Origin of the sequence: Actinoplanes sp. NPDC051475 (assembly GCF_040689425.1) — a bacterium.
GTDB lineage: Bacteria > Actinomycetota > Actinomycetes > Mycobacteriales > Micromonosporaceae > Actinoplanes.
Genome location: NZ_JBFAZZ010000002.1, coordinates 358,305 through 377,934, shown reverse-complemented (window position 1 = coordinate 377,934; position 19,630 = coordinate 358,305). Strand labels below are relative to the sequence as shown.

17 protein-coding genes are annotated in these 19,630 nt (G+C 70.5%); 13 read left to right on the top strand and 4 right to left on the bottom strand.

Features of this window, described 5'->3' with window-relative positions; translation table 11 throughout:
• Nucleotides 1–27: 27 nt before the first annotated feature.
• Entirely contained in the window at nt 28–2,040 is a 2,013-nt protein-coding gene (locus AB0368_RS06225) for a SpoIIE family protein phosphatase (RefSeq protein WP_366152697.1), read from the bottom strand.
• A gap of 113 nt (nt 2,041–2,153) precedes the next feature.
• Here AB0368_RS06225 and AB0368_RS06220 point away from each other — a divergent pair, with 113 nt between their 5' ends.
• Nucleotides 2,154–6,545 carry a HAMP domain-containing protein gene (locus AB0368_RS06220; RefSeq protein WP_366152696.1) on the top strand — a complete coding sequence of 1,464 codons (4,392 nt, stop codon included), beginning with the start codon at nt 2,154–2,156 and terminating at the stop codon, nt 6,543–6,545.
• A gap of 2 nt (nt 6,546–6,547) precedes the next feature.
• The gene (locus AB0368_RS06215) at nt 6,548–7,096 is read left to right on the top strand and encodes a response regulator (protein WP_366152695.1); all 549 of its coding nucleotides are present in this window, start codon (nt 6,548–6,550) and stop codon (nt 7,094–7,096) included.
• 44 nt (nt 7,097–7,140) lie between these two features.
• Here the strand turns inward: AB0368_RS06215 and AB0368_RS06210 are convergent, their stop codons facing one another.
• Nucleotides 7,141–7,473 (bottom strand): STAS domain-containing protein, encoded by a 333-nt coding sequence (locus AB0368_RS06210; protein ID WP_366152694.1) that lies wholly within the window; start codon nt 7,471–7,473, stop codon nt 7,141–7,143.
• A 134-nt stretch (nt 7,474–7,607) separates the two neighbouring features.
• On the opposite strand from AB0368_RS06210, the gene hemL reads away from it, so the two are divergent.
• The 6 genes from hemL to ccsB are packed head-to-tail and all read left to right on the top strand — an operon-like array spanning nt 7,608 to nt 13,515.
• Entirely contained in the window at nt 7,608–8,954 is a 1,347-nt protein-coding gene (gene hemL / locus AB0368_RS06205) for a glutamate-1-semialdehyde 2,1-aminomutase (RefSeq protein WP_366152693.1), read from the top strand.
• Nucleotides 8,951–9,607 (top strand): histidine phosphatase family protein, encoded by a 657-nt coding sequence (locus tag AB0368_RS06200; protein WP_366152692.1) that lies wholly within the window; start codon nt 8,951–8,953, stop codon nt 9,605–9,607. Before hemL ends, AB0368_RS06200 begins: the two co-directional genes overlap by 4 nt.
• Nucleotides 9,607–10,173 (top strand): TlpA disulfide reductase family protein, encoded by a 567-nt coding sequence (locus AB0368_RS06195; protein ID WP_366152691.1) that lies wholly within the window; start codon nt 9,607–9,609, stop codon nt 10,171–10,173. Before AB0368_RS06200 ends, AB0368_RS06195 begins: the two co-directional genes overlap by 1 nt.
• Nucleotides 10,173–10,943, top strand: coding sequence for a cytochrome c biogenesis protein CcdA (locus AB0368_RS06190; protein WP_366152690.1), 771 nt, complete (start codon nt 10,173–10,175; stop codon nt 10,941–10,943). The genes AB0368_RS06195 and AB0368_RS06190 overlap by 1 nt, the downstream gene beginning before the upstream one ends.
• Nucleotides 10,940–12,550, top strand: a complete 1,611-nt coding sequence (locus tag AB0368_RS06185) for a cytochrome c biogenesis protein ResB (RefSeq protein WP_366152689.1) — start codon at nt 10,940–10,942, stop codon at nt 12,548–12,550. Before AB0368_RS06190 ends, AB0368_RS06185 begins: the two co-directional genes overlap by 4 nt.
• A complete protein-coding gene (ccsB, locus tag AB0368_RS06180) occupies nt 12,550–13,515 on the top strand; it encodes a c-type cytochrome biogenesis protein CcsB (RefSeq protein WP_366152688.1) in 966 nt (321 codons plus the stop codon). The genes AB0368_RS06185 and ccsB overlap by 1 nt, the downstream gene beginning before the upstream one ends.
• 6 nt (nt 13,516–13,521) lie before the next feature.
• On the opposite strand, the gene AB0368_RS06175 is transcribed toward ccsB, so the two are convergent.
• Nucleotides 13,522–14,439, bottom strand: coding sequence for a hypothetical protein (locus AB0368_RS06175; RefSeq protein ID WP_366152687.1), 918 nt, complete (start codon nt 14,437–14,439; stop codon nt 13,522–13,524).
• An 89-nt stretch (nt 14,440–14,528) separates the two neighbouring features.
• On the opposite strand from AB0368_RS06175, the gene AB0368_RS06170 reads away from it, so the two are divergent.
• Genes AB0368_RS06170 through AB0368_RS06160 form a run of 3 tightly spaced genes read left to right on the top strand, consistent with a single transcriptional unit; the run spans nt 14,529 to nt 17,521 of the window.
• Nucleotides 14,529–15,989, top strand: coding sequence for a menaquinone biosynthesis decarboxylase (locus tag AB0368_RS06170; RefSeq protein ID WP_366152686.1), 1,461 nt, complete (start codon nt 14,529–14,531; stop codon nt 15,987–15,989).
• Nucleotides 15,986–16,885: a menaquinone biosynthesis prenyltransferase MqnP gene (gene mqnP / locus AB0368_RS06165; protein ID WP_366152685.1), complete on the top strand. Its 900-nt coding sequence runs from the start codon at nt 15,986–15,988 to the stop codon at nt 16,883–16,885. Before AB0368_RS06170 ends, mqnP begins: the two co-directional genes overlap by 4 nt.
• 3 nt (nt 16,886–16,888) lie before the next feature.
• Entirely contained in the window at nt 16,889–17,521 is a 633-nt protein-coding gene (locus tag AB0368_RS06160; RefSeq protein ID WP_366152684.1) for a UbiX family flavin prenyltransferase, read from the top strand.
• A 3-nt stretch (nt 17,522–17,524) separates the two neighbouring features.
• Here AB0368_RS06160 and AB0368_RS06155 read toward each other — a convergent pair whose 3' ends face one another.
• Nucleotides 17,525–17,800: a BldC family transcriptional regulator gene (locus tag AB0368_RS06155; RefSeq protein WP_106127009.1), complete on the bottom strand. Its 276-nt coding sequence runs from the start codon at nt 17,798–17,800 to the stop codon at nt 17,525–17,527.
• A 222-nt stretch (nt 17,801–18,022) separates the two neighbouring features.
• Between AB0368_RS06155 and AB0368_RS06150 the strand changes: the two genes are divergently transcribed.
• Nucleotides 18,023–18,484: an Lrp/AsnC family transcriptional regulator gene (locus AB0368_RS06150; protein ID WP_364703463.1), complete on the top strand. Its 462-nt coding sequence runs from the start codon at nt 18,023–18,025 to the stop codon at nt 18,482–18,484.
• A 3-nt stretch (nt 18,485–18,487) separates the two neighbouring features.
• A complete protein-coding gene (locus AB0368_RS06145; protein ID WP_366152683.1) occupies nt 18,488–19,630 on the top strand; it encodes a PLP-dependent cysteine synthase family protein in 1,143 nt (380 codons plus the stop codon).

The following is a 19,630-nucleotide window of genomic DNA, read 5'->3' as shown; positions in this document are numbered from 1 at the left end:
AACCCTGCCACGGGGGTACGACAGGAATCAGGCGTCGTTGCGCAGCACCAGGATGGCGATGTCGTCGCGGGGTTCCTCGACCGAGAAGTTGATGGTCGTGGAGCGCAGCCGGGCCGCCATGACGTCGGCCGGGTAGCCCGCGAGCGGCTTCGCCGCCTCCCGGAGCCGGGCGGTGCCGAACAGTTCGCGGCCGCGGCGGCGCTCGGTCACGCCGTCGGTGTAGAAGACGAGGGAGTCGCCCGGGTGGAGGATCACCTCGGCGTCCGGGGAGGTGATGCTCTCCAGCAGGCCCAGGGCCGTTCCGCCCTCGCCCACGAAATACGTACCGCCGTCCGCCCGGACCAGGACGGCCCGGTCGTGCCCGGCCAGGTGCAGGCAGACCACCAGGTCGTCGCCGCGGCGCCGCACCGAGGCCATCGCCAGGGTGCAGTAGCGGCCGCCGCCGCGCTGGACCAGGGTGCGGTTGACCCGGTGCAGCACCTCCCTCATCGGCTTGCCGTCGTCGACCAGGATGCGGATCACGTCCCGTACGAGGCCGGTGACCGTCGCGGCCTGGACGCCCTTGCCGGAGACGTCGCCGACCACGACGATCCAGCCGTCGTTCGAGGGGACCACGTCGTAGAAGTCGCCGCCGACCTCGGAGCCGGTGGGTACGTACTCGGCGGCGAAGCCGACGCCCTCGACGTGCGGGAGGGCCGGCGGCAGGAGCGAGGCCTGCAGGGTACGGGCGACCTTGCGGCGTTCGTCGTGGATCCGCGCGTTGTCGATGGCCAGCGCCGCGCGGCGGGCCACGTCCTCGAGCACCGCGACCTCGTCGACGTCGAGCCGGTGGCGCAGGTGGCGGCCCACCGCGAGGGTGCCGAGTCGCTGGCCGCGGGCGACCAGCGGCACCGCGACGCCGTCGGAGGGCGAGCCGAACATGACCTGCTGGCCGAGCCGGGACGCCTCTTCGAGCCGGGCCAGGATCGAGTCGGGTCCGGTCTCGGAGAGGGTGCCGTAGAGCTGGGACACCGTCGCCTCGTCGGCGTGGGTGGCCGCGGCGAGCTGCAGGCGGCCCCACGCGTCGGTGGTGTGCACCGCGCACCACCGCCCGAGCCGTGGCACGACCAGCTGCGGGATCAGTGCCATGGTGAGGTTGACGTCGAGGGACTGGGCCAGCAGCTCGCTCGCCTCGGCCAGGAACGTCAGCCACGTCTGCCGGCGCAGGTCGGTACGGCGCAGGCGGTCGTTCTCCAGGTACAGGGAGAGCCGTTCGGCGACGATCGTGGCGAGGGGCTGGGCGTAGCCGTCCGGGGAGGCGTCGAGCTCCAGCTCTCCCGCGTACGGTCGCTGCACGGAGAGCGGCACCCGGATGGTGTCGGCGTCGTCCCGGGGTGCCCGGCCGTGCCGGGCGAGGAGTTGCAGCCCGCCGCTGTCGCCCCGGTCGAGCCGGACCACACCGCCGGTCGCGCCGGTGAGGCGGGCCAGCCGGACGAGCAGCTCGGTGGCGAACTCGGCCAGCGCCTCCTCGGTGGGTCGCTCGGGATGGGTCTGGAGCAGGGCGGTCAGCTCGCCGACGCTGGGTGTGGCGTCGCCCTCGGCCAGCGGGAGCCGCGCGGCCGTATCCGGGCCGGTGCGGTTCTCGAGGCGGAACCACACGCCCTTGCCGGTGCCCTCGTGCACCGTGCCCCAGCGGCTCGCGAAGTGGTCGACGAGCAGGAGCCCGCGACCACGCTCCGCTACCTCGCCGATCTCGGACTTGTCGTTGCGCGGCCCGACGGCGAGCTCCTCGACCGGGCCCGGGGCGAAGTCGGTGACCGTGACCGTCAGGCCGCCATGGTCGGCGGCGACCTCGATGTCGAGTTCCGTGCCGGCGTGCACGACGGCGTTCGTGGACAGCTCGGTGGTCAGCAGCAGTGCCTCGTTGACCAGGGTCTCCAGGCCCGTCTCCGCCAGCACCGAGCGGACCAGGGCGCGGGCGGCGGCCGGCGTACGCCGGTCGTTGGGCAGCCGGACCCGCCGGACCAGGGCGCCCGTCGTCTGACCCACCTCCACCGACACGACTGCATCCTCCCCTGCCGGCGCCCGTCTGCACAAAGCCACATCTCGCAATGACCCGGCCGGACGAGGGATGATGGGACGCCCCCGGCGTTGGACAGCGAGTGAGGAACAGCATGACTGCGGCGAAAGAGGTCGGCGTCGGCGTGACCGACGAGACCGCCCTGCTCGGTGAGGTCGCCGACGCCCTGCGTCGGGTCCGCCGTGGCGATCTCAAGGTTCGCCTGGCGCGGCGCAGCGGCTCGTTCGGCGAGCTCGTGGACGCGTTCAACGAGGTCGTGTCGCTGCAGGAGCGGCAGACCCTGGACGTCCGGCGGATCAGCCGCACGGTCGGCCGGGAGGGGCGGCTGACCGATCGCCTCGACGAGGAGGGGCTCGACGGGGCGTGGGCCGACACCGCGCGCTCGGTCAACTCGCTGATCGACGACCTGGCCCGGCCGACGACCGAGATCTCCCGCGTCATCGTCGCCGTGGCCGAGGGTGATCTTTCGCAGCACATGGCTTTGGAGATGGACGGACGACCCCTGCGGGGTGAATTCCTGCGCATCGGCCGCACGGTCAACACCATGGTCGACCAGCTGTCGTCGTTCGCGAGCGAGGTCACGCGGGTGGCCCGCGAGGTGGGCACCCAGGGCGAGCTGGGCGGCCAGGCCGACGTCCGGGGGGTCGCCGGCACCTGGAAGGACCTCACCGACTCCGTCAACACGATGGCGTCCAACCTGACCCACCAGGTGCGCTCGATCTCGCAGGTGGCGACGGCGATGGCGCGCGGCGACCTGTCGCAGAAGATCACCGTGTCGGCCCGGGGCGAGGTGGCCGAGCTGGCCGACACGATGAACGGCGTGACGGACACGCTGCGGCTCTTCGCCGAGCAGGTGACCCGGGTGGCCCGCGAGGTGGGCACGGAGGGCAAGCTCGGCGGCCAGGCGGACGTACCGAATGTGGCAGGCACCTGGAAGGACCTCACCGACTCGGTGAACTCCATGGCGTCGAACCTGACCAGCCAGGTCCGCAACATCGCCCAGGTCTCGACGGCGGTCGCCAAGGGCGACCTGTCGCAGAAGATCACGGTGGCGGCCCAGGGCGAGATCCTGGAGCTCAAGGACACCGTCAACACGATGGTGGACCAGTTGTCGTCGTTCGCCGACGAGGTCACCCGGGTGGCGCGCGAGGTGGGCACCGAGGGCCGGCTGGGTGGTCAGGCGCAGGTACGGGGCGTGTCCGGCACCTGGCGGGACCTCACGGAGAACGTCAACCAGCTCGCCGCCAACCTCACCGACCAGGTCCGCAACATCTCCCAGGTGTCCACGGCGGTCGCCAAGGGCGACCTGTCGCAGAAGATCACGGTCGACGCCCGCGGCGAGATCGCGCAGCTGAAGAACACGATGAACACGATGGTGGACCAGCTGTCGTCGTTCGCCGACGAGGTCACCCGGGTCGCCCGCGAGGTCGGTTCGGAGGGCAAGCTGGGCGGCCAGGCCCAGGTCAAGGGCGTTTCGGGTACGTGGCGAGACCTGACCGACAACGTCAACTACATGGCGTCCAACCTGACCAGCCAGGTACGCAACATCGCTTCCGTCACGACCGCGGTGGCGAAAGGCGACCTGTCCCAGAAGATCACGGTCGACGCCCGTGGCGAGATCCTCGAGCTGAAGTCGACGGTCAACACGATGGTGGACCAGCTGTCGTCGTTCGCCGACGAGGTCACGCGCGTGGCCCGCGAGGTGGGCACCGAGGGCAAGCTCGGCGGCCAGGCCCAGGTGCGCGGCGTGGCCGGTACGTGGCGAGACCTGACCGACAACGTCAACTCGATGGCGTCCAACCTGACCGCGCAGGTCCGTAACATCGCCCAGGTCTCCACCGCCGTGGCGCGGGGCGACCTGTCGCAGAAGATCACGGTCGACGCGCAGGGTGAGATCCTGGAGCTGAAGTCGACGGTGAACACGATGGTGGACCAGCTGTCCTCGTTCGCCGACGAGGTCACGCGCGTCGCCCGTGAGGTCGGTTCGGAGGGCAAGCTCGGCGGCCAGGCGCAGGTGCGCGGCGTGGCCGGCACGTGGCGCGACCTGACCGACAACGTCAACTACATGGCGTCCAACCTGACCGCGCAGGTCCGCAACATCGCGTCGGTCACCACGGCCGTGGCGAAGGGCGACCTGTCCCAGAAGATCACGGTGGACGCCCGCGGCGAGATCCTGGAGCTCAAGGACACCGTCAACACCATGGTCGACCAGCTCTCCTCGTTCGCCAACGAGGTCACCCGGGTCGGCCGCGAGGTCGGCATCGAGGGCAAGCTGGGCGGTCAGGCCCAGGTCAAGGGCGTCTCCGGTACGTGGCGAGACCTGACCGACAACGTCAACCAGCTCGCCTCCACGCTCACCACCCAGCTGCGGGCGATCGCCGAAGTGTCCACGGCGGTGACCCGCGGCGACCTGACCCAGCGGGTCGCCGTCGAGGCGCAGGGCGAGGTCGCCGAGCTCAAGGACAACATCAACCAGATGATCGTGACCCTGCGCGAGACCACCAAGGCGAACGCCGAGCAGGGCTGGCTGGACTCCAACCTGGCCCGGATCGGCGGCCTGCTGCAGGGCCAGCGCGATCTCGGCGAGGTCTGCCGCATGATCATGACCGAGGTGACGCCGCTGGTCGACGCCCAGCTCGGCGCGTTCTTCCTGGTCGACAACGAGGAAGCGGTGATGCGCCTGCGGCTGGCGGCCGCGTACGGCTACGTCGCCCGCAACCACGAGGTGACGTTCGGCCCGGGCGAGGGGCTGGTCGGCCAGGCGGCGGTGTCGCGGCGCACGATCCGGGTGCGAGCGACCCACGACGGCGTGCTGACCATGCGGTCGGGCCTGATGAACATGCCGCCGAACGACCTCGTCGTGCTCCCGGTGCTCTTCGAGGGCGAGATGCTGGGCGTCATCGAGTTTGCGTCGGTCGCCGCGTTCAGCGGGCTGCACCTGACGTTCCTCGAGCGCCTCGTCGCCACGATCGGCATCGCGCTCAACACCATCCAGGCCAACCGGCGTACGGAGGAGCTGCTCGCCCAGTCGCAGCGGCTGGCCCGCGAGATGCAGGACCAGTCGGCCGAGCTCCAGCGCACCAACGCCGAGCTGGAGGACAAGGCTCAGCTGCTGAGCGAGCAGAAGGGCAACATCGAGACGAAGAACCGGGAGATCGAGCTGGCCCGGCTCGGCCTGGAGGAGAAGGCGCAACAGCTGTCGCGGGCGTCGGCGTACAAGACGGAGTTCCTGGCGAACATGAGCCACGAGCTCCGGACCCCGCTCAACTCCCTGCTGCTGCTCGCCCGGCTGCTCGCCGAGAACTCCGACAAGAACCTGACGGAGAAGCAGATCGAGTTCGCCCGGACGATCCACAGCGCCGGCTCCGACCTGCTGTCGCTGATCGACGACATCCTCGACCTCAGCAAGATCGAGGCGGGCCGGATGGACGTCGAGCCGGACCCGGTCGACTTCGACCACATCCGCAGCTACGTCGAGCAGGCGTTCCGGCCGCAGGCCGACGACAAGGGCCTGGAGTTCCGGGTGGGCGTCTCGTCCGACCTGCCCGATACGATCGTCACGGACGCCCAGCGCCTCCAGCAGATCCTGCGCAACCTGCTCTCCAACGCGGTCAAGTTCACCGACTCGGGATCGGTCACGCTGAACATCTTCCCGGCGCCGGCCGACACCGACTTCGACATCCCGTCGCTGTCCGCGGCCGAGCAGGTGGTGGCCTTCGCGGTCACCGACACCGGCATCGGCATCTCCGACGAGAAGCTCAGCCTGATCTTCGAGGCGTTCCAGCAGGCGGACGGCACGACCAGCCGCAAGTACGGCGGCACCGGCCTGGGCCTGTCGATCAGCCGGGAGTTCGCCGCGCTGCTCGGCGGCACGATCGTGGTGTCGTCCGCGCCGGGTGCGGGTTCCACGTTCACCCTGTACATGCCGGATGCGCTGGTGCCCGACACGGTGCCCGTACCCGTGCCGCAGTTGCCGCTGGAGGCGGTCGTGCCCTCGCGAGCCGGAACCCTGTCGTCGCTGGATCTGCCGTTGCTGACGCCGCAGCCGGAGCCGGAGACGCACGCGGTGAGTGCGGCGAGCCGGCAGCTCGACGGCGCCACGGTACTGATCGTCGACGACGACGTACGCAACGTCTTCGCCCTGACGAGCGCCCTGGAGATGCACGGCCTCCACGTCCTGTACTCGGACAACGGGGTCGACGGGGTCCGGCTGCTGGCCGAGCACCCGGAGGTGGACATCGTGCTGATGGACGCCATGATGCCGGACCAGGACGGGTACGAGACGACCCGTGGCATTCGCCGGAATCAGCGTTTCCGCGACCTACCGGTAGTGTTCCTCACGGCGAAGGCGATGCCCGGTGACCGGGAGTCGGCGCTGGCGGCGGGGGCGAGTGACTACATCACCAAGCCCGTCGATCTCGACCAGCTCATCGAGCTCATGGCCCGGTGGGTGAATGCGTCCGACAGTTCCGGGGACGGAGAGTGAGCGTGGCTGACCGCGCGAAGGCTTTGCTGGTCGACGACCGGCGCGACAACCTGCTCGCGCTGGAGGCCATCCTGCAAGGCCTGCCCGTGCAAGCGGTGGCGGTGGAGAGTGGCGAGGCGGCGCTCAAGCAGCTCCTGGTCGACGACTTCGCCGTCATCCTGCTCGACGCCCAGATGCCCAACATGGACGGTTTCGAGACGGCCAGTCACATCAAGCGCCGGGAACGTACCCGGCACGTGCCGATCCTCTTCCTGACCGCCGCCGACCGCGACGCGCAGTTGGCCCTGCGCGGATACGCGGTCGGCGCGGTCGACTACCTCACCAAGCCGTTCGACCCGTGGGTGCTCCGGGCCAAGGTCTCCATCTTCGTCGAGCTGTGGACCAAGACGCAGCAGCTCAAGGCGCAGGGGGAGGCGGTCCGGGAGCGCGAAGCCCAGTGGCAGCGGCTGACCGACCTGGTGGACGAGGCGGCCCAGAAGCTGCGTGCCGGCGGGAACACCGCCCCCGCCGAGGCGCTGGAGCTGCTGGAGAAGGCCCGCTGGGGCACCTGAGTTCAGCTGCGGCGATCAGGCTGCGCCGGGATGACCGGAAGCGGTCAGGCGGTCGACGAGATCATCAGGGCCGACCGCAGGCCGGTGATGTCCAGCACCCGCATCAGGAAGTCGCCGACGTTGGCGAGGGACAGCACCGCGCGGGCGTGCTGGGCCTTGCGGCTGAGCACCACCAGCGTGCCGAGGCCCTGGGAGTCGCAGAAGGTCACGCCGGCCATGTCGAGGACGATGCGGGCCGGGAGCTCCGGTTCCTGGAGGACCTCGTTCACCATCGCGGACAGCCTCGTCACGGTCAGCACGTCGATCTCCCCGGCGAGATGGAACACGACCTCGTCGGGTGCGCGCTGAACCGCGATGGACAGCTCCGGTCGCTCCACCCAGCCACCCTATCGCGGGTGGCCGAATCCGGCCTGTCGGATGCGGTCGCGTCCGGTTCGCCGGCGGGGTGCAGGGTGATGTGAACAACCCTCGTCCGGGGCTGGGCGGACGCCGCCCCGGCAGCGCTGACAGAATGGGATTCGCCGTGACCACCTCATACCGCGCCGCCGGCACTCCGTACCCGGAGGACGCCCCGGCTTCCCAGGCCCTGTTCGACCGCGCCAAGGGCATCGTGCCCGGCGGGGTCAATTCACCCGTGCGTGCGTTCCGGGCCGTCGGCGGTGTGCCGCGGTTCATGACGCACGGCGAAGGTCCGTGGATGGTCGACGCCGACGGGCGTCGCTACGTGGACCTGGTCTGCTCGTGGGGTCCGCTGATCCACGGGCAGGCGCATCCGGCGATCATCGCCGCCGTCCAGGCCGCCGCCGCCCACGGCACCAGCTTCGGCACGCCCACCCGGGGCGAGGTCGAGCTGGCCGAGGAGATCGTCCGGCGCACCCCCGTCGAGCAGGTACGCCTCGTCAACTCGGGCACCGAGGCGACGATGACGGCGATCCGGCTGGCCCGCGGCTACACCGGCCGCTCCAAGATCGTGAAGTTCGCCGGCTGCTACCACGGCCACGTCGACGCGCTGCTCGCCGCGGCCGGGTCCGGCGTCGCCACGCTGGGCCTGCCCGATTCGCCCGGCGTCACCGGCGCGGCGGCGAGCGAGACGATCGTGCTGCCGTACAACGACGTGGCCGCGGTCGAGGCCGTCTTCGCCGAGCAGGACGACATCGCCGCGATCATCACCGAGGCGGCGGCCGGCAACATGGGCGTGATCGCCCCCCGCGACGGCTACAACCGGCGTTTGGCCGAGATCGCCCACGCGAACGGCGCGCTGCTCATCGTTGACGAGGTGATGACCGGCTTCCGCGTCTCCGCGGGCGGCTGGGCCGGGCTCGAGCCGGTCGACGCGGACCTCTTCACGTACGGGAAGGTCATGGGTGGCGGCCTGCCCGCCGCGGCCTTCGGTGGCCGGACCGAGATCATGTCCCGGCTCGCCCCGGCCGGCCCGGTCTACCAGGCCGGGACGCTGTCGGGAAACCCGCTCGCCTGCGCGGCCGGGCTGGCCAGCCTGCGCCTCGCCGACGAGGCCGTCTACAAGCGGCTCGACGAGGTGGCGTCGACCGTGGGCACGCTGGCCTCCGATGCGCTCGCCGCCGCCGGGGTTCCGCACCGGCTCTCGTCCGCGGGCAACATGTTCTCGATCTTCTTCACCGATGCCGAGGTCGTCGACTACGACTCGGCGAAGGGTCAGGACGCGACGGCGTTCAAGGCGTTCTTCCACGCGATGCTCAGCCGCGGCGTCTACCTGCCGCCGAGCGCGTACGAATCGTGGTTCGTGTCCACGGCGCTGGACGACGCCGCCATGGAGACGATCGAAGCGGCGCTGCCGGCAGCAGCGCGCGCCGCCGCCGCAGCGGGGAGCGATACATGACCGAGCCCACCAGGACCACGGTGCACGTACTGCGGCACGGCGAGGTGCACAACCCGGCCAAGATCCTGTACGGCCGCCTGCCCGACTTCCACCTGTCCGAGCTCGGCCGGCAGATGGCCAAGGCGGCCGCGGAGGCGCTCGCCGACCGCGACGTCACGCACGTCGTGGCCAGCCCGCTGGAACGCGCGCAGGAGACGGCCGAGCCGTTCGCCGAGCAGTTCGAGCTGGAGACGGCGACCGACACCCGGCTCATCGAGAGCGCCAACTTCTTCGAGGGCCAGAAGGTCTCGGTCGGCGACGGCGCGTTCGGCAACCCGCGCAACTGGTGGGTGCTGCGCGACCCGATCACCCCCAGCTGGGGCGAGGCCTACCTGGTGATCGCCCACCGGATGTTCGCCGCGGTCCAGGCGGCCCGGGTCGCCGCCGAGGGGCACGAGGCCGTCTGCGTGTCGCACCAGCTCCCGATCTGGACGCTGCGCCGGTACGTCGAGAAGAAGCGCCTGTGGCACGACCCGCGCCGCCGCCAGTGTGGCCTCGCCAGCCTGACCTCCTTCCGGTTCGAGGGTTCGAAGGTCGTGGGCATCGACTACTCGGAGCCGGCCGCTGCCCTGATCGCCATGTCGCCCGGCGCCAGGACCGCCAAGGGGGCTTGATGCGCCGGCTCGTCGCTGTCGTCCTCACCGCCGGCGTTGCGGCCGGTGTGCTGACCGGGTGCGGCGAGGAGAGCTGGGAGAAGAAGTGCACGACCAACGCGGAGAAGGTCATCGAGTGCACGCCTGAGCAGCGCCCGGAGGCCCGCGAGGTGACCGGGGAGCTGCTCGGCGGCGGCACGTACGACGTCGCTCAGGACCGCGGCAAGGTCGTGGTGGTCAACTTCTGGGGCTCGTGGTGCAATCCGTGCCGCGCCGAGGCGGACGACCTCGAGGACACGTACCAGGCGACCAAGGCGCAGAACGTCACGTTCGTCGGGGTGAACTCGCGCGACGACCGGGACGCGGCCAAGGCGTTCGAGCGGGGCCGGGTGACGTACCCCAGCATCTACGACCGGGACGGCAGCGTGGCGCTGAAGTTCGACGTCACGCAGGTGTCCACGCCCGCGACGCTCATCCTCGACCGCCAGGGCCGGATCGCCGCCGCGATCCGCGGTGCCACCGTCAAGAGCGTGCTTCAACCGGTGGTGGAGCGCGTAGCCGCCGAAGGAACCGAAGGAACCAGCTGATGGGGGAGTCCTTCGCCGACACCGCCAGCAGCGGCCCGCTGCTGCTGGCGATCGCGGCCGCGACGCTGGCGGGTCTGGTCAGCTTCCTCTCGCCCTGCGTCCTGCCCCTGATTCCGGGCTATCTGTCCTATGTGACGGGTCTGGCCGGATCCGACCTGAACGCTGCCGAGTCGGACGAGCGGGAGAGCCGGACCAAGGGCCGCATCCTGGCCGGGACGAGCCTCTTCGTCCTCGGCTTCGCGGTGGTGTTCACGCTGATGGCGACGCTCGTCGCCAACATCGGGATGACGCTGCAGACGCACCGGCAGATGCTGAACGTGGTGCTCGGCATCCTGGTCATCGTCCTCGGCATCGCCTTCCTCGGGCTGATCCCGGGCATGCAGCGCGAGGTACGGATCCACAAGCTGCCGAACGCCGGGCTGGTCGGCGCGCCGGTCTTCGGGGCGCTCTTCGCGCTCTCCTGGATCCCCTGCGTCGGCCCCACCCTCGGGGCCGTGCTGGGTCTCGCCACCACCGCGGGCCAGACCGACCGGGCGGTGACCCTGGCGCTCGCCTACAGCCTGGGGCTCGGGGTGCCGTTCGTGCTGTTCGGGCTCTTCTTCCGGCGGCTGCTCGGGGTGTTCCGGGCTGTGCGCCGCAACAGCCGGTGGGTGACCCGGATCGGTGGGGCGCTGCTCATCGTCGTCGGGATCACCCTGGTCACGGGCGGCTGGGACAGCTTCCTGATCTGGCTGCAGACCACGTTCACCTTCGACGGGACGCTGCTGTGACCGCCGTCGACGAACGCCCCGCGCCCGCCGCATCGCCGCCGCCGCGCCGGCCCTTCCGGGCGTGGGAGCTGCTGCGCAACTCGTGGCGGCAGCTCACGAGCATGCGGACGGCACTGGTGCTGCTCTTCCTGCTCGCCGTCGCCGCCGTCCCCGGCTCGGTGCTTCCGCAGCGCGCGCTCAACACCGAGAAGGTCGCCGCCTACTACCAGGCGCATCCCGATCTGGCGCCCGTCGTGAACCGGCTCGGCGGCTTCGAGGTGTACGCGTCGCCTTGGTTCGCGGCCATCTACCTGCTGCTGTTCACCTCGCTGATCGGTTGCGTGGTGCCGCGGCTCCTGGACCACTTCCGCGCGCTGCGCACCGTACCCCCGGATGCTCCTCGCCGGCTGGAGCGTCTCCCGCAGTTCGCGGCGCCGGAAGAGCGACCCGACGATCCGGCCGATGCGGCGAAGGCCGCCGCGGCCGTGCTGCGGAAGCGTCGCTTCCGCACGGTGGTCCGCGAGCGCGGGGACGGCAGCTGGACGGTCTCGGCCGAGAAGGGCTACCTCAAGGAAGCCGGCAACCTGCTCTTCCACTTCGCGTTGCTCTCCGTGCTGGTCGGGGTCGGCTTCGGACATTGGTACGGCTGGCACGGCAACCGCCTCCTCGTCGAGGGCACCGATCAGGGCTTCTGCAACTCGGTGACGCAGTACGACGAGTCCTCGCTGGGCCCGCGCATCGACGCCGCCGACCTGCCGTTCTTCTGCCTGCGGCTGACCGATTTCGAGGCGGCGTTCCAGCCCAGCGGCCAGCCGAAGAGGTTCGAGGCCACCGTGGACGTCCAGGACCGGCAGGACGGGCCCTGGCGGCCGGAGCGCTTCACGGTCAACGACCCGCTGCGCCTGTCGCAGGCCAACGTGCACCTGATCGGCCACGGCTATGCGGTGGTCCTGCGCTACACCGACCGGTACGGCGACCAGCAGACGAAGATCGCGCCGTTCCTGCCCCGCGACGGCATGTTCACCAGCGAGGGCGTCGCGCAGTTCCCGGACGTCAACATCGACCCGAAGACGAACCGGCGCGACGAGAACCTCCAGGTCGGTTTCGAGGGCGTCTACCTGCCCACGGTCGATCCGAAGGGGGGCACCACCTCGGTGTTCCCGGCCGAGAACGACCCGGCGCTGTTCCTCACGGCGTACAGGGGGAATCTCGGGGTCGACGCCGGCCTGCCCGGCTCGGTCTACGCCCTGGACCGCTCGCAGCTCGTGACCGGCAAGCTCAAGCAGGTCAGCGGCCGGCGGCCGGAGCGGCTCAAGCCCGGCCAGACGTGGGCCCTCGACGACGGGACCAAGCTCGAGTTCGTCGGCACCCGCCCGTTCGCGACCCTGGCGGTCCGCTACGACCCCACCCAGCCGCTGGTCCTGGGCGGCGCGGTCCTCGGCCTGCTCGGGCTCATGCTGTCGCTGGCCGGCCATCGGCGCCGGCTGTGGTTCCGGATCTCGCCGCGCGACGGTTCCGGTAGTTTGATGGAGGCCGGTGGCCTGCCCCGCACCGACTACCCGGGTTTCGACGAGGAGTTCGGCCAGGTCGTGGGTGCCGCCCGCGGTACGGATGAAGGGACGCCGTGATGGCGGAGTTGTCCAACCAGTTGATGGCCGTCACGGTGCTGGCCTACCTCGCCGCGATGGTCTGCTACGCGGCCGAGTACGCGTTCGGCGACAAGAGCCACATCGGCCGCGCCGCCACCCGCCCGGCCCGCCAGCTCGTCGGTGCCGGCGCCCCGGCGATCGAGGTCCCGGCGGACGACCTTGCGGAACCCCCGAAGCGCGACGGCGGTGTCCTCCTCGGACGCATCGGCGTCGGGCTCAACTGGCTCGCCTTCGCCCTGCACATCGGCACAGTGGTCACCCGAGGCATCGCGGCCGGCCGCATGCCCTGGGGCAACATGTACGAGTTCATCCTCGACGTGACGCTGGTCGGCTCCGCCGTCTGGCTGGGCGTGCTGACCCGTAAGCCGGCCGTCCGCCACCTCGGGCTGTTCGTCGCGCTGACGCTCGTCGTCCTGCTCGGCACGGCCGGGCTGATCGCGTACACGCCGGCGGGTCCGCTGGTGCCGGCGCTCCAGTCGTACTGGTTCTTCATCCACGTCACGACGATCATCCTGTCCAGCGGCATCTTCCTCGTCGGCGCGGTGCCCGCTGCGATGTTCCTCATCCGCAGCGGCCACGACCAGGGCAAACGAAGCTTCCCGTACACCCTCGGCGCGAAGGTCCCGGCGGCGGCGATCCTGGAGCGCCTGACGTTCCGCATGCACGCGTTCGCGTTCCCGCTGTTCACGTTCGGCGCACTCATCGCCGGGCCGCTGTGGGCCGAGGCGTCCTGGGGGCGCTACTGGGGCTGGGACCCCAAGGAGGTCTGGGCGTTCATCTCCTGGGTCGTGTACGCCTGCTACCTGCACGCCCGGGCCACACCGAGCATCAAGCGCACGACGGCCACGTGGATCGCGCTGATCGGCTTCGCCACGATGCTCATGAACCTGTTCGGCGTGAACCTGTTCTTCGAGGGGCTGCACTCGTACGCCAACGCCGGCTGATTCCCGTCAGGGCCGGGGTCTGCGCAGCGGCCGGCCGGTGCCGCCACCCGTGCCGCCGCCGGGGCAGTCGCCCGCCGTCCAGGTGTCCCAGTGCGTGATCCAGTCGAGGCAGAAGCCGCCCGCGCGCTGCTGGGACGGGTCGCTCGTCAGCGTCGCGACGTCCTCGCGCCAGTACTGGCCCGCGCCCCCGCCCGGCGGCCGGAGCTGGACGTTGTCCACGGTCACCGGCGGCACCCGCAGCTGGGCCGGGCGGCCGGCGTCGACGTGGACCTCGACGTACTGCTCGACGTACGCGCTGGAGCCGATCGGCAGCTTCTGGGCGGTCAGCAGGTTCCAGCGGTTGTCCCACCAGAGCCAGGCCTGCCAGACGTTGTCCGCGTCGGTGTGCAGATCCAGCCAGAGGCGGTCGCCGGGCTTCAGCCGGTACTGGTCGTAGAACTGCCAGGCCTGCGTGTTGGTGTTGAACGTGTAGATGTGCTGGCGGCCCTGCCCGGCCCAGCCCGTCTCGGCCCAGCCCGCCTCGAGCCAGGCGATACTGCCGCCGCCCATGTCGCGCTTGACCATGAACCGGCTCGCGACGAAGTCGTACGTGTTGCGCCGGACCGCCCCGTCCACGACTGAGATTCGCCCGAAGACGCCGCTCCACTCGCCGCCCGTGCCGGCGCCGAGGTGGTGGTAGCCGCTCGGGGTGCTGCGCCCGCGTACCTGATCCATGCGTACGCCCGACTCGAGCACCCGGGCGGCGGCCTGGCACGCGCCCGGGGTCTTGCGGCTCGCCGGGCCGGTGGGCGGCCGTGTCGAGGAGTTGCCGTGCTCACACACCGGCAGTCGGCCGCCGCCGTGCGATGCCGCGGGGCCGGCCATCGCCAGCCCGCTGACCAGGCCTGCCAGGGCGCACCACCGCGCCACGACCCGGAACCTCACGCCGCCACCCGCCCCCCGAGAAGACCCGTACCGATCCGATGAATCAACGCCGGACGAGATCACCTAGTGACGGGTGACAGACTGGGGGCATGGCTGCGAAGGGCTTCCCGTACCACGATCTGCAGAGCTTCATCTCGGCCCTGGAGGCAGCCGGTGAGCTGCGCCGGGTGCGCGTGCCGGTGGATCCCAGCCTGGAGATCAGCGAGATCGTGACGCGGACGGTCCGGGCCGGTGGCCCGGCTCTGCTCTTCGAGCGGCCCACCCGCGGCGAGATGCCGATCGTCGTCAACCTCTTCGGCACGGAGAAGCGCATGGCGATGGCCCTGGGCGTCGACACGCTGGACGAGGTGGGCGACCGGATCGGCGCGCTCATCAAGCCGGAGCTGCCGGTCGGCTGGTCGGGCATCCGCGAGGGCCTGGGCAAGGTGCTGCAGCTGAAGTCCGTGCCCCCGAAGAAGGTCAAGACGGCGCCCTGTCAGGAGGTCGTGCTCAAGGGCGACGAGGTCGACCTGGGCCGGCTGCCGGGCCTGCGGGTGTGGCCCGGCGACGGCGGCGTCTTCCACAACTATGGGCTGACCCACACGAAGCACCCGGAGACGGGCAAGCGCAACCTTGGGCTGTACCGCCTTCAGCAGCATTCTCGGAACACGCTCGGCATGCACTGGCAGATCCACAAGGACTCGACCGCCCACCACGCGATCGCCGAGCGCCGGGGCGAGCGGCTTCCCGTGGCCGTCGCGATCGGCTGCGATCCGGTGGTGAGCTATGCGGCCAGCGCGCCGCTCCCCAGCGACATCGACGAATACCTGTTCGCGGGCTTCCTGCGCGGCGAGCGGGTCGAGATGGTCGACTGCATGACCGTGCCGTTGCAGGTCCCGGCCCAGGCGCAGATCGTCCTGGAGGGCTATCTCGAGCCTGGGGAGCGCGCCCCGGAGGGCCCTTTCGGCGACCACACCGGCTTTTACACTCCCGTCGAGCCTTTCCCGGTGCTGCACATCGAGTGCATGACCATGCGGAAGCAGCCGATCTACCACTCGATCGTCACGTCGAAGCCGCCGCAGGAGGACCACGGCCTGGGCAAGGCCACCGAACGCATCTTCCTGCCGCTGCTGCGGATGATGATCCCGGACATCGTCGACTACGACATGCCGGCCGCCGGCGTCTTCCACAACTGCGTCATCGTCTCGATCCGCAAGCGCTACCCGAAGCACGCGCAGAAGGTCATGAACGCGATCTGGGGGGCGCACCTGATGTCGCTCTCGAAGCTCATCGTGGTGGTGGACGAGGACTGCGACGTGCACGACTACCACGAGGTCGCGTTCCGGGCGTTCGGCAACGTCGACTACGACCGCGACCTGCTGGTCACCCAGGGCCCGGTGGACCACCTGGACCACGCCTCTTACCAGCAGTTCTGGGGCGGTAAGGCGGGCCTCGACGCCACCCGTAAGCTGCCCGCCGAGGGCTACACCCGCGGCTGGCCGGAAGAGATGACCATGTCGTCCGAGGTGGTCGCCCTGGTGGACAAGCGGTGGAAGGAATACGGCATATGACGGCGGTGGCGTCCGCACCGGAACGACCGGGCCGGATCAAGGCGTTCCTGCGGCTCGTCGCCATCGAGCACTCGGTCTTCGCGCTGCCCTTCGCGTACCTGTCGGCGCTGGTTGCGATGGACCGCGAGGGCACCGGCGTGCACTGGCTGGACCTGCTGCTCGTCACGATCGCGATGGTGTCCGGCCGTACGTTCGCCATGGCCGCCAACCGCATCCTCGACCGCAAGATCGACGCGCAGAACCCGCGTACGCAGAACCGGGAGCTCGTCACCGGCGCCGTGAGCGTGCGAACGGCCTGGACCGGCGCGGCCGTCTCGCTCGTCGTGCTCTTCGCCGCCGCGGCTCTGCTCAATCCGCTGTGCCTGGTGCTGTCGCCGCTCGCGGTGATCCCGCTGATCGTCTACCCGTACGCGAAGCGCTTCACGAACTTCCCCCACTACGTCCTGGCGCTGGCGCAGGCGGTGGCGCCGGTCGGGGCGTGGCTCGCGATCACCGCAACGTTCGCCGGTTCCGGCCCGGCCTGGGTGCTCGGCGTCGCGGTCGGCCTCTGGATCGGCGGCTTCGACATCATCTACGCCTGCCAGGACGTCGAGGTCGACCGGCGGATCGGGGTGCACTCCACGCCGGCCCGCTTCGGGGTCCGCACCGCCCTGCACATCTCGACGGCCACCCACGTGGTGACGTTCGCGCTGTTCGTGTGGTTCGGCCAGCTCGTCGGCCTCGGCCGGCTCTGGTGGGTCGGGCTCGCGATGACCGCGGTGGCGTTCGCCTACCAGCACGTCGTCGTGACGCCGAACGACCTGTCGAAGGTCAACCGGGCGTTCTTCACCGCCAACGGCTTCGTCGGAATAGCCCTGTTCGTCTTCGCCGTGCTCGATCTCGTGCTGCATTCTTGAGCGATGCGGACTCCGTGGATCGTCGGCGTCTCGGGCGCCTCCGGCACGCCCTATGCCAGGGCCGTGATCGGCGCCCTGCTGGACGCCGGCGAGGCCGTGGACCTGGTGATCTCCCGTGCCGCCCGGCTCACCCTGCTCGACGAGACCGGGGCGAGCATCCGGGACGCGCACTGGAAGGACGACGTGGCCGCCTGGCTCGGGCGGGACCTCGGCGGGGCGGACCTCGTCTACTGGGCCGCCGGCGACCTGGCCGCCGGGCCGAGCAGCGGCTCGTACCCGGCGAAGGGAATGGCGGTCGTGCCGGCCAGCACGGCGGCCTGCGCGGGCATCGCGATCGGCCTCTCCAAGGACCTGCTGCAGCGGGCCGCGGAGGTCAACCTCAAGGAGCGCCGGCGTACGGTCGTCGTGCCGCGGGAGACCCCGGTGACCCGTAGCCACCTGGAGCACCTCATCGCCTTGCACGACGCGGGTGCCGTGGTCCTCCCGGCCTCACCGGGCTTCTACGGCGCCGGCGCGGACGCCACCGCCGAGCAGCTGGTCGACTTCGTGGCGGGCAAGGTGCTCGACGCCCTTGCTGTGCCGCACCAGCTCTTCACCCGCTGGCGCGGCGAGCTGGGCGGCGGTCAGCGACCGTAAAGGTCAGCGAAGCCCGTTGGGTGGGCCGTAGCTCGGTCCGGGGTTCGCGGGGCCGGCGTTGCGTGGCCGGTTGGCCGCGTCGTCCTCGCGCATCTCCTCGACCACGCCGTCGCCCTCGAGCAGCGCCCGCACTTCCGATTCGCGGAACCGGCGGTGGCCACCCGGAGTCCGGATGCTGCCGATGCGTCCGGCGGCCGCCCATCGCGTAACGGTCTTGGGGTCGACCCGGAACAGCGCGGCAACCTCCCCTGGCGTCAGCAGTCGATCTCCTGTGTCCACGGCCCTCTCCCTGCGTCGTTGTGGAGCGCCGGTGGTCACGGTGCGTGTTCGGCGTGCTCGATCGGGACGTACAGCCATTAGAGCATCGGGAAAAACAGCAAGTCGCTGAAATGCGGAAAAAGCCCTGATTGCGACGTTGACCATTATCCTGGCTCGGTCTCCGGGCCGTAGCTCGCTACCGGGCGTGAAGTACCCGGACGGGTCGCACTAACCTCTGAAGCCATGGACGCCATCGACCTGCGCCTGATCGACCTGTTGCGGGACAACGCCCGCTCCTCGTACGCCGAACTGGCGCGCCAGGTGGGCCTCTCCGCGCCCGCCGTGCACGAGCGAGTCGGCAAGCTGGAGGCGGCCGGGACGGTGCGGGCGTACCGGGCCGAGGTCGAGCCCGAGGCGATCGGGCTGGGCGTCACGGCGCTGATCGGCATCATCGAGGACTCCGGCGCCGACACCGACGACGTGCTCGCCGCCCTGCGCGTCATGCCCGAGATCGAGTCCTGCTACTTCATGGCCGGCGTGGAGTCGTACCAGTTGACCGTCCGGGTCGGCACCATCGCCGAGCTGGAGCAACTCATCGTGCGGATCAACCGGACACCCGGGGTCGCATCCACCCGAACCGCCATCGCGTTGTCGACGAAGTGGGAGAACCGGCCCCAGCCGGGCCGTGACCCGGCGGTAGGTTGAACCATGCTGCATCTCGACCGCTGTGACCCGGCGAAACGGGATTGGGCGAGCGACGCGATCGCCCTGGTGGAGGCCGACGCGAACCGCTCGGCGGACACCCACCTCCTGCCGTTCCCGCTGCCCGCCTCCTGGGGCGTCGACCTCTATCTCAAGGACGAGTCCTCCCACCCCACCGGCTCGCTCAAGCACCGACTGGCAAGATCCCTTTTCCTGTACGCCCTGTGCAACGGCTGGATCGGCCCGCACACCCCTGTGGTGGAGGCCTCCTCGGGCTCGACAGCGGTGAGCGAGGCGTACTTCGCCCGGATGCTCGGCCTGGAGTTCATCGCGGTCATGCCGGCGAGCACGTCGCACGAGAAGATCTCGCTGATCGAGTTCCAGGGCGGCAAGTGCCACCTCGTCGACGACCCGACCGCCGTGGTCGGCGCCGCCCGCTCCCTCGCGGCAGAACTTGGCGGCCACTTCATGGACCAGTTCACCCACGCCGAGCGGGCCACCGACTGGCGCGGCAACAACAACATCGCCGAGTCGATCTACGCTCAGCTGGCGTTGGAACGGCACCCCCTGCCCGCCTGGATCGTGGTCGGCGCGGGCACCGGCGGCACCAGCGCCACGATCGGCCGGTACGCCCGCTACCGGCGCTTCCCGACCCGGCTGTGCGTCGTGGACCCGGAGGGATCGGCCTTCTGGCCCGCGTACCAGAAGCAGGACTGGGAAATCCGCACCGGCCGCGGCTCGCGCATCGAAGGCATCGGGCGGCCCCGGGTCGAGCCGTCGTTCCAGCCGGCGGTCGTGGACCGGATGATTCCCGTGCCCGACGCGGCGTCGCTGGCAGCCATGCGGGCGGGCTCCAAGGTGCTGGGGCGCAAGGTCGGCGGATCCACCGGTACGAACCTGTGGGGCGCCTTCGGCCTCATCGCGGAAATGCTCGCGGAGGGCCGTACGGGCTCTGTGGTGACCCTCATCTGCGACGGCGGTGAGCGGTACACGGACACCTACTATTCGGACGCCTGGGTGGCGGAACAGGGGATGTCGCTGGAGGCGCCGCTGGCCATCATCGATGGGTTCCTCGCCGGCGGGGTCTGGCCTCCGCCGGGATCCGGGGCAGCGCCCGGGAGCGCGACCTGCGAGGATGGGGCCCGGTAA

Coding starts and splice junctions, on each gene's coding strand:
- ccsB (WP_366152688.1), top strand. CDS start 12,550: ATGGCGGAGTTGTCCAACCAGTTGATGGCCGTCACGGTGCTGGCCTAC.
- AB0368_RS06170 (WP_366152686.1), top strand. CDS start 14,529: ATGGCTGCGAAGGGCTTCCCGTACCACGATCTGCAGAGCTTCATCTCG.
- hemL (WP_366152693.1), top strand. CDS start 7,608: ATGGGATTCGCCGTGACCACCTCATACCGCGCCGCCGGCACTCCGTAC.
- mqnP (WP_366152685.1), top strand. CDS start 15,986: ATGACGGCGGTGGCGTCCGCACCGGAACGACCGGGCCGGATCAAGGCG.
- AB0368_RS06150 (WP_364703463.1), top strand. CDS start 18,023: ATGGACGCCATCGACCTGCGCCTGATCGACCTGTTGCGGGACAACGCC.
- AB0368_RS06200 (WP_366152692.1), top strand. CDS start 8,951: ATGACCGAGCCCACCAGGACCACGGTGCACGTACTGCGGCACGGCGAG.
- AB0368_RS06220 (WP_366152696.1), top strand. CDS start 2,154: ATGACTGCGGCGAAAGAGGTCGGCGTCGGCGTGACCGACGAGACCGCC.
- AB0368_RS06195 (WP_366152691.1), top strand. CDS start 9,607: ATGCGCCGGCTCGTCGCTGTCGTCCTCACCGCCGGCGTTGCGGCCGGT.
- AB0368_RS06145 (WP_366152683.1), top strand. CDS start 18,488: ATGCTGCATCTCGACCGCTGTGACCCGGCGAAACGGGATTGGGCGAGC.
- AB0368_RS06160 (WP_366152684.1), top strand. CDS start 16,889: ATGCGGACTCCGTGGATCGTCGGCGTCTCGGGCGCCTCCGGCACGCCC.
- AB0368_RS06190 (WP_366152690.1), top strand. CDS start 10,173: ATGGGGGAGTCCTTCGCCGACACCGCCAGCAGCGGCCCGCTGCTGCTG.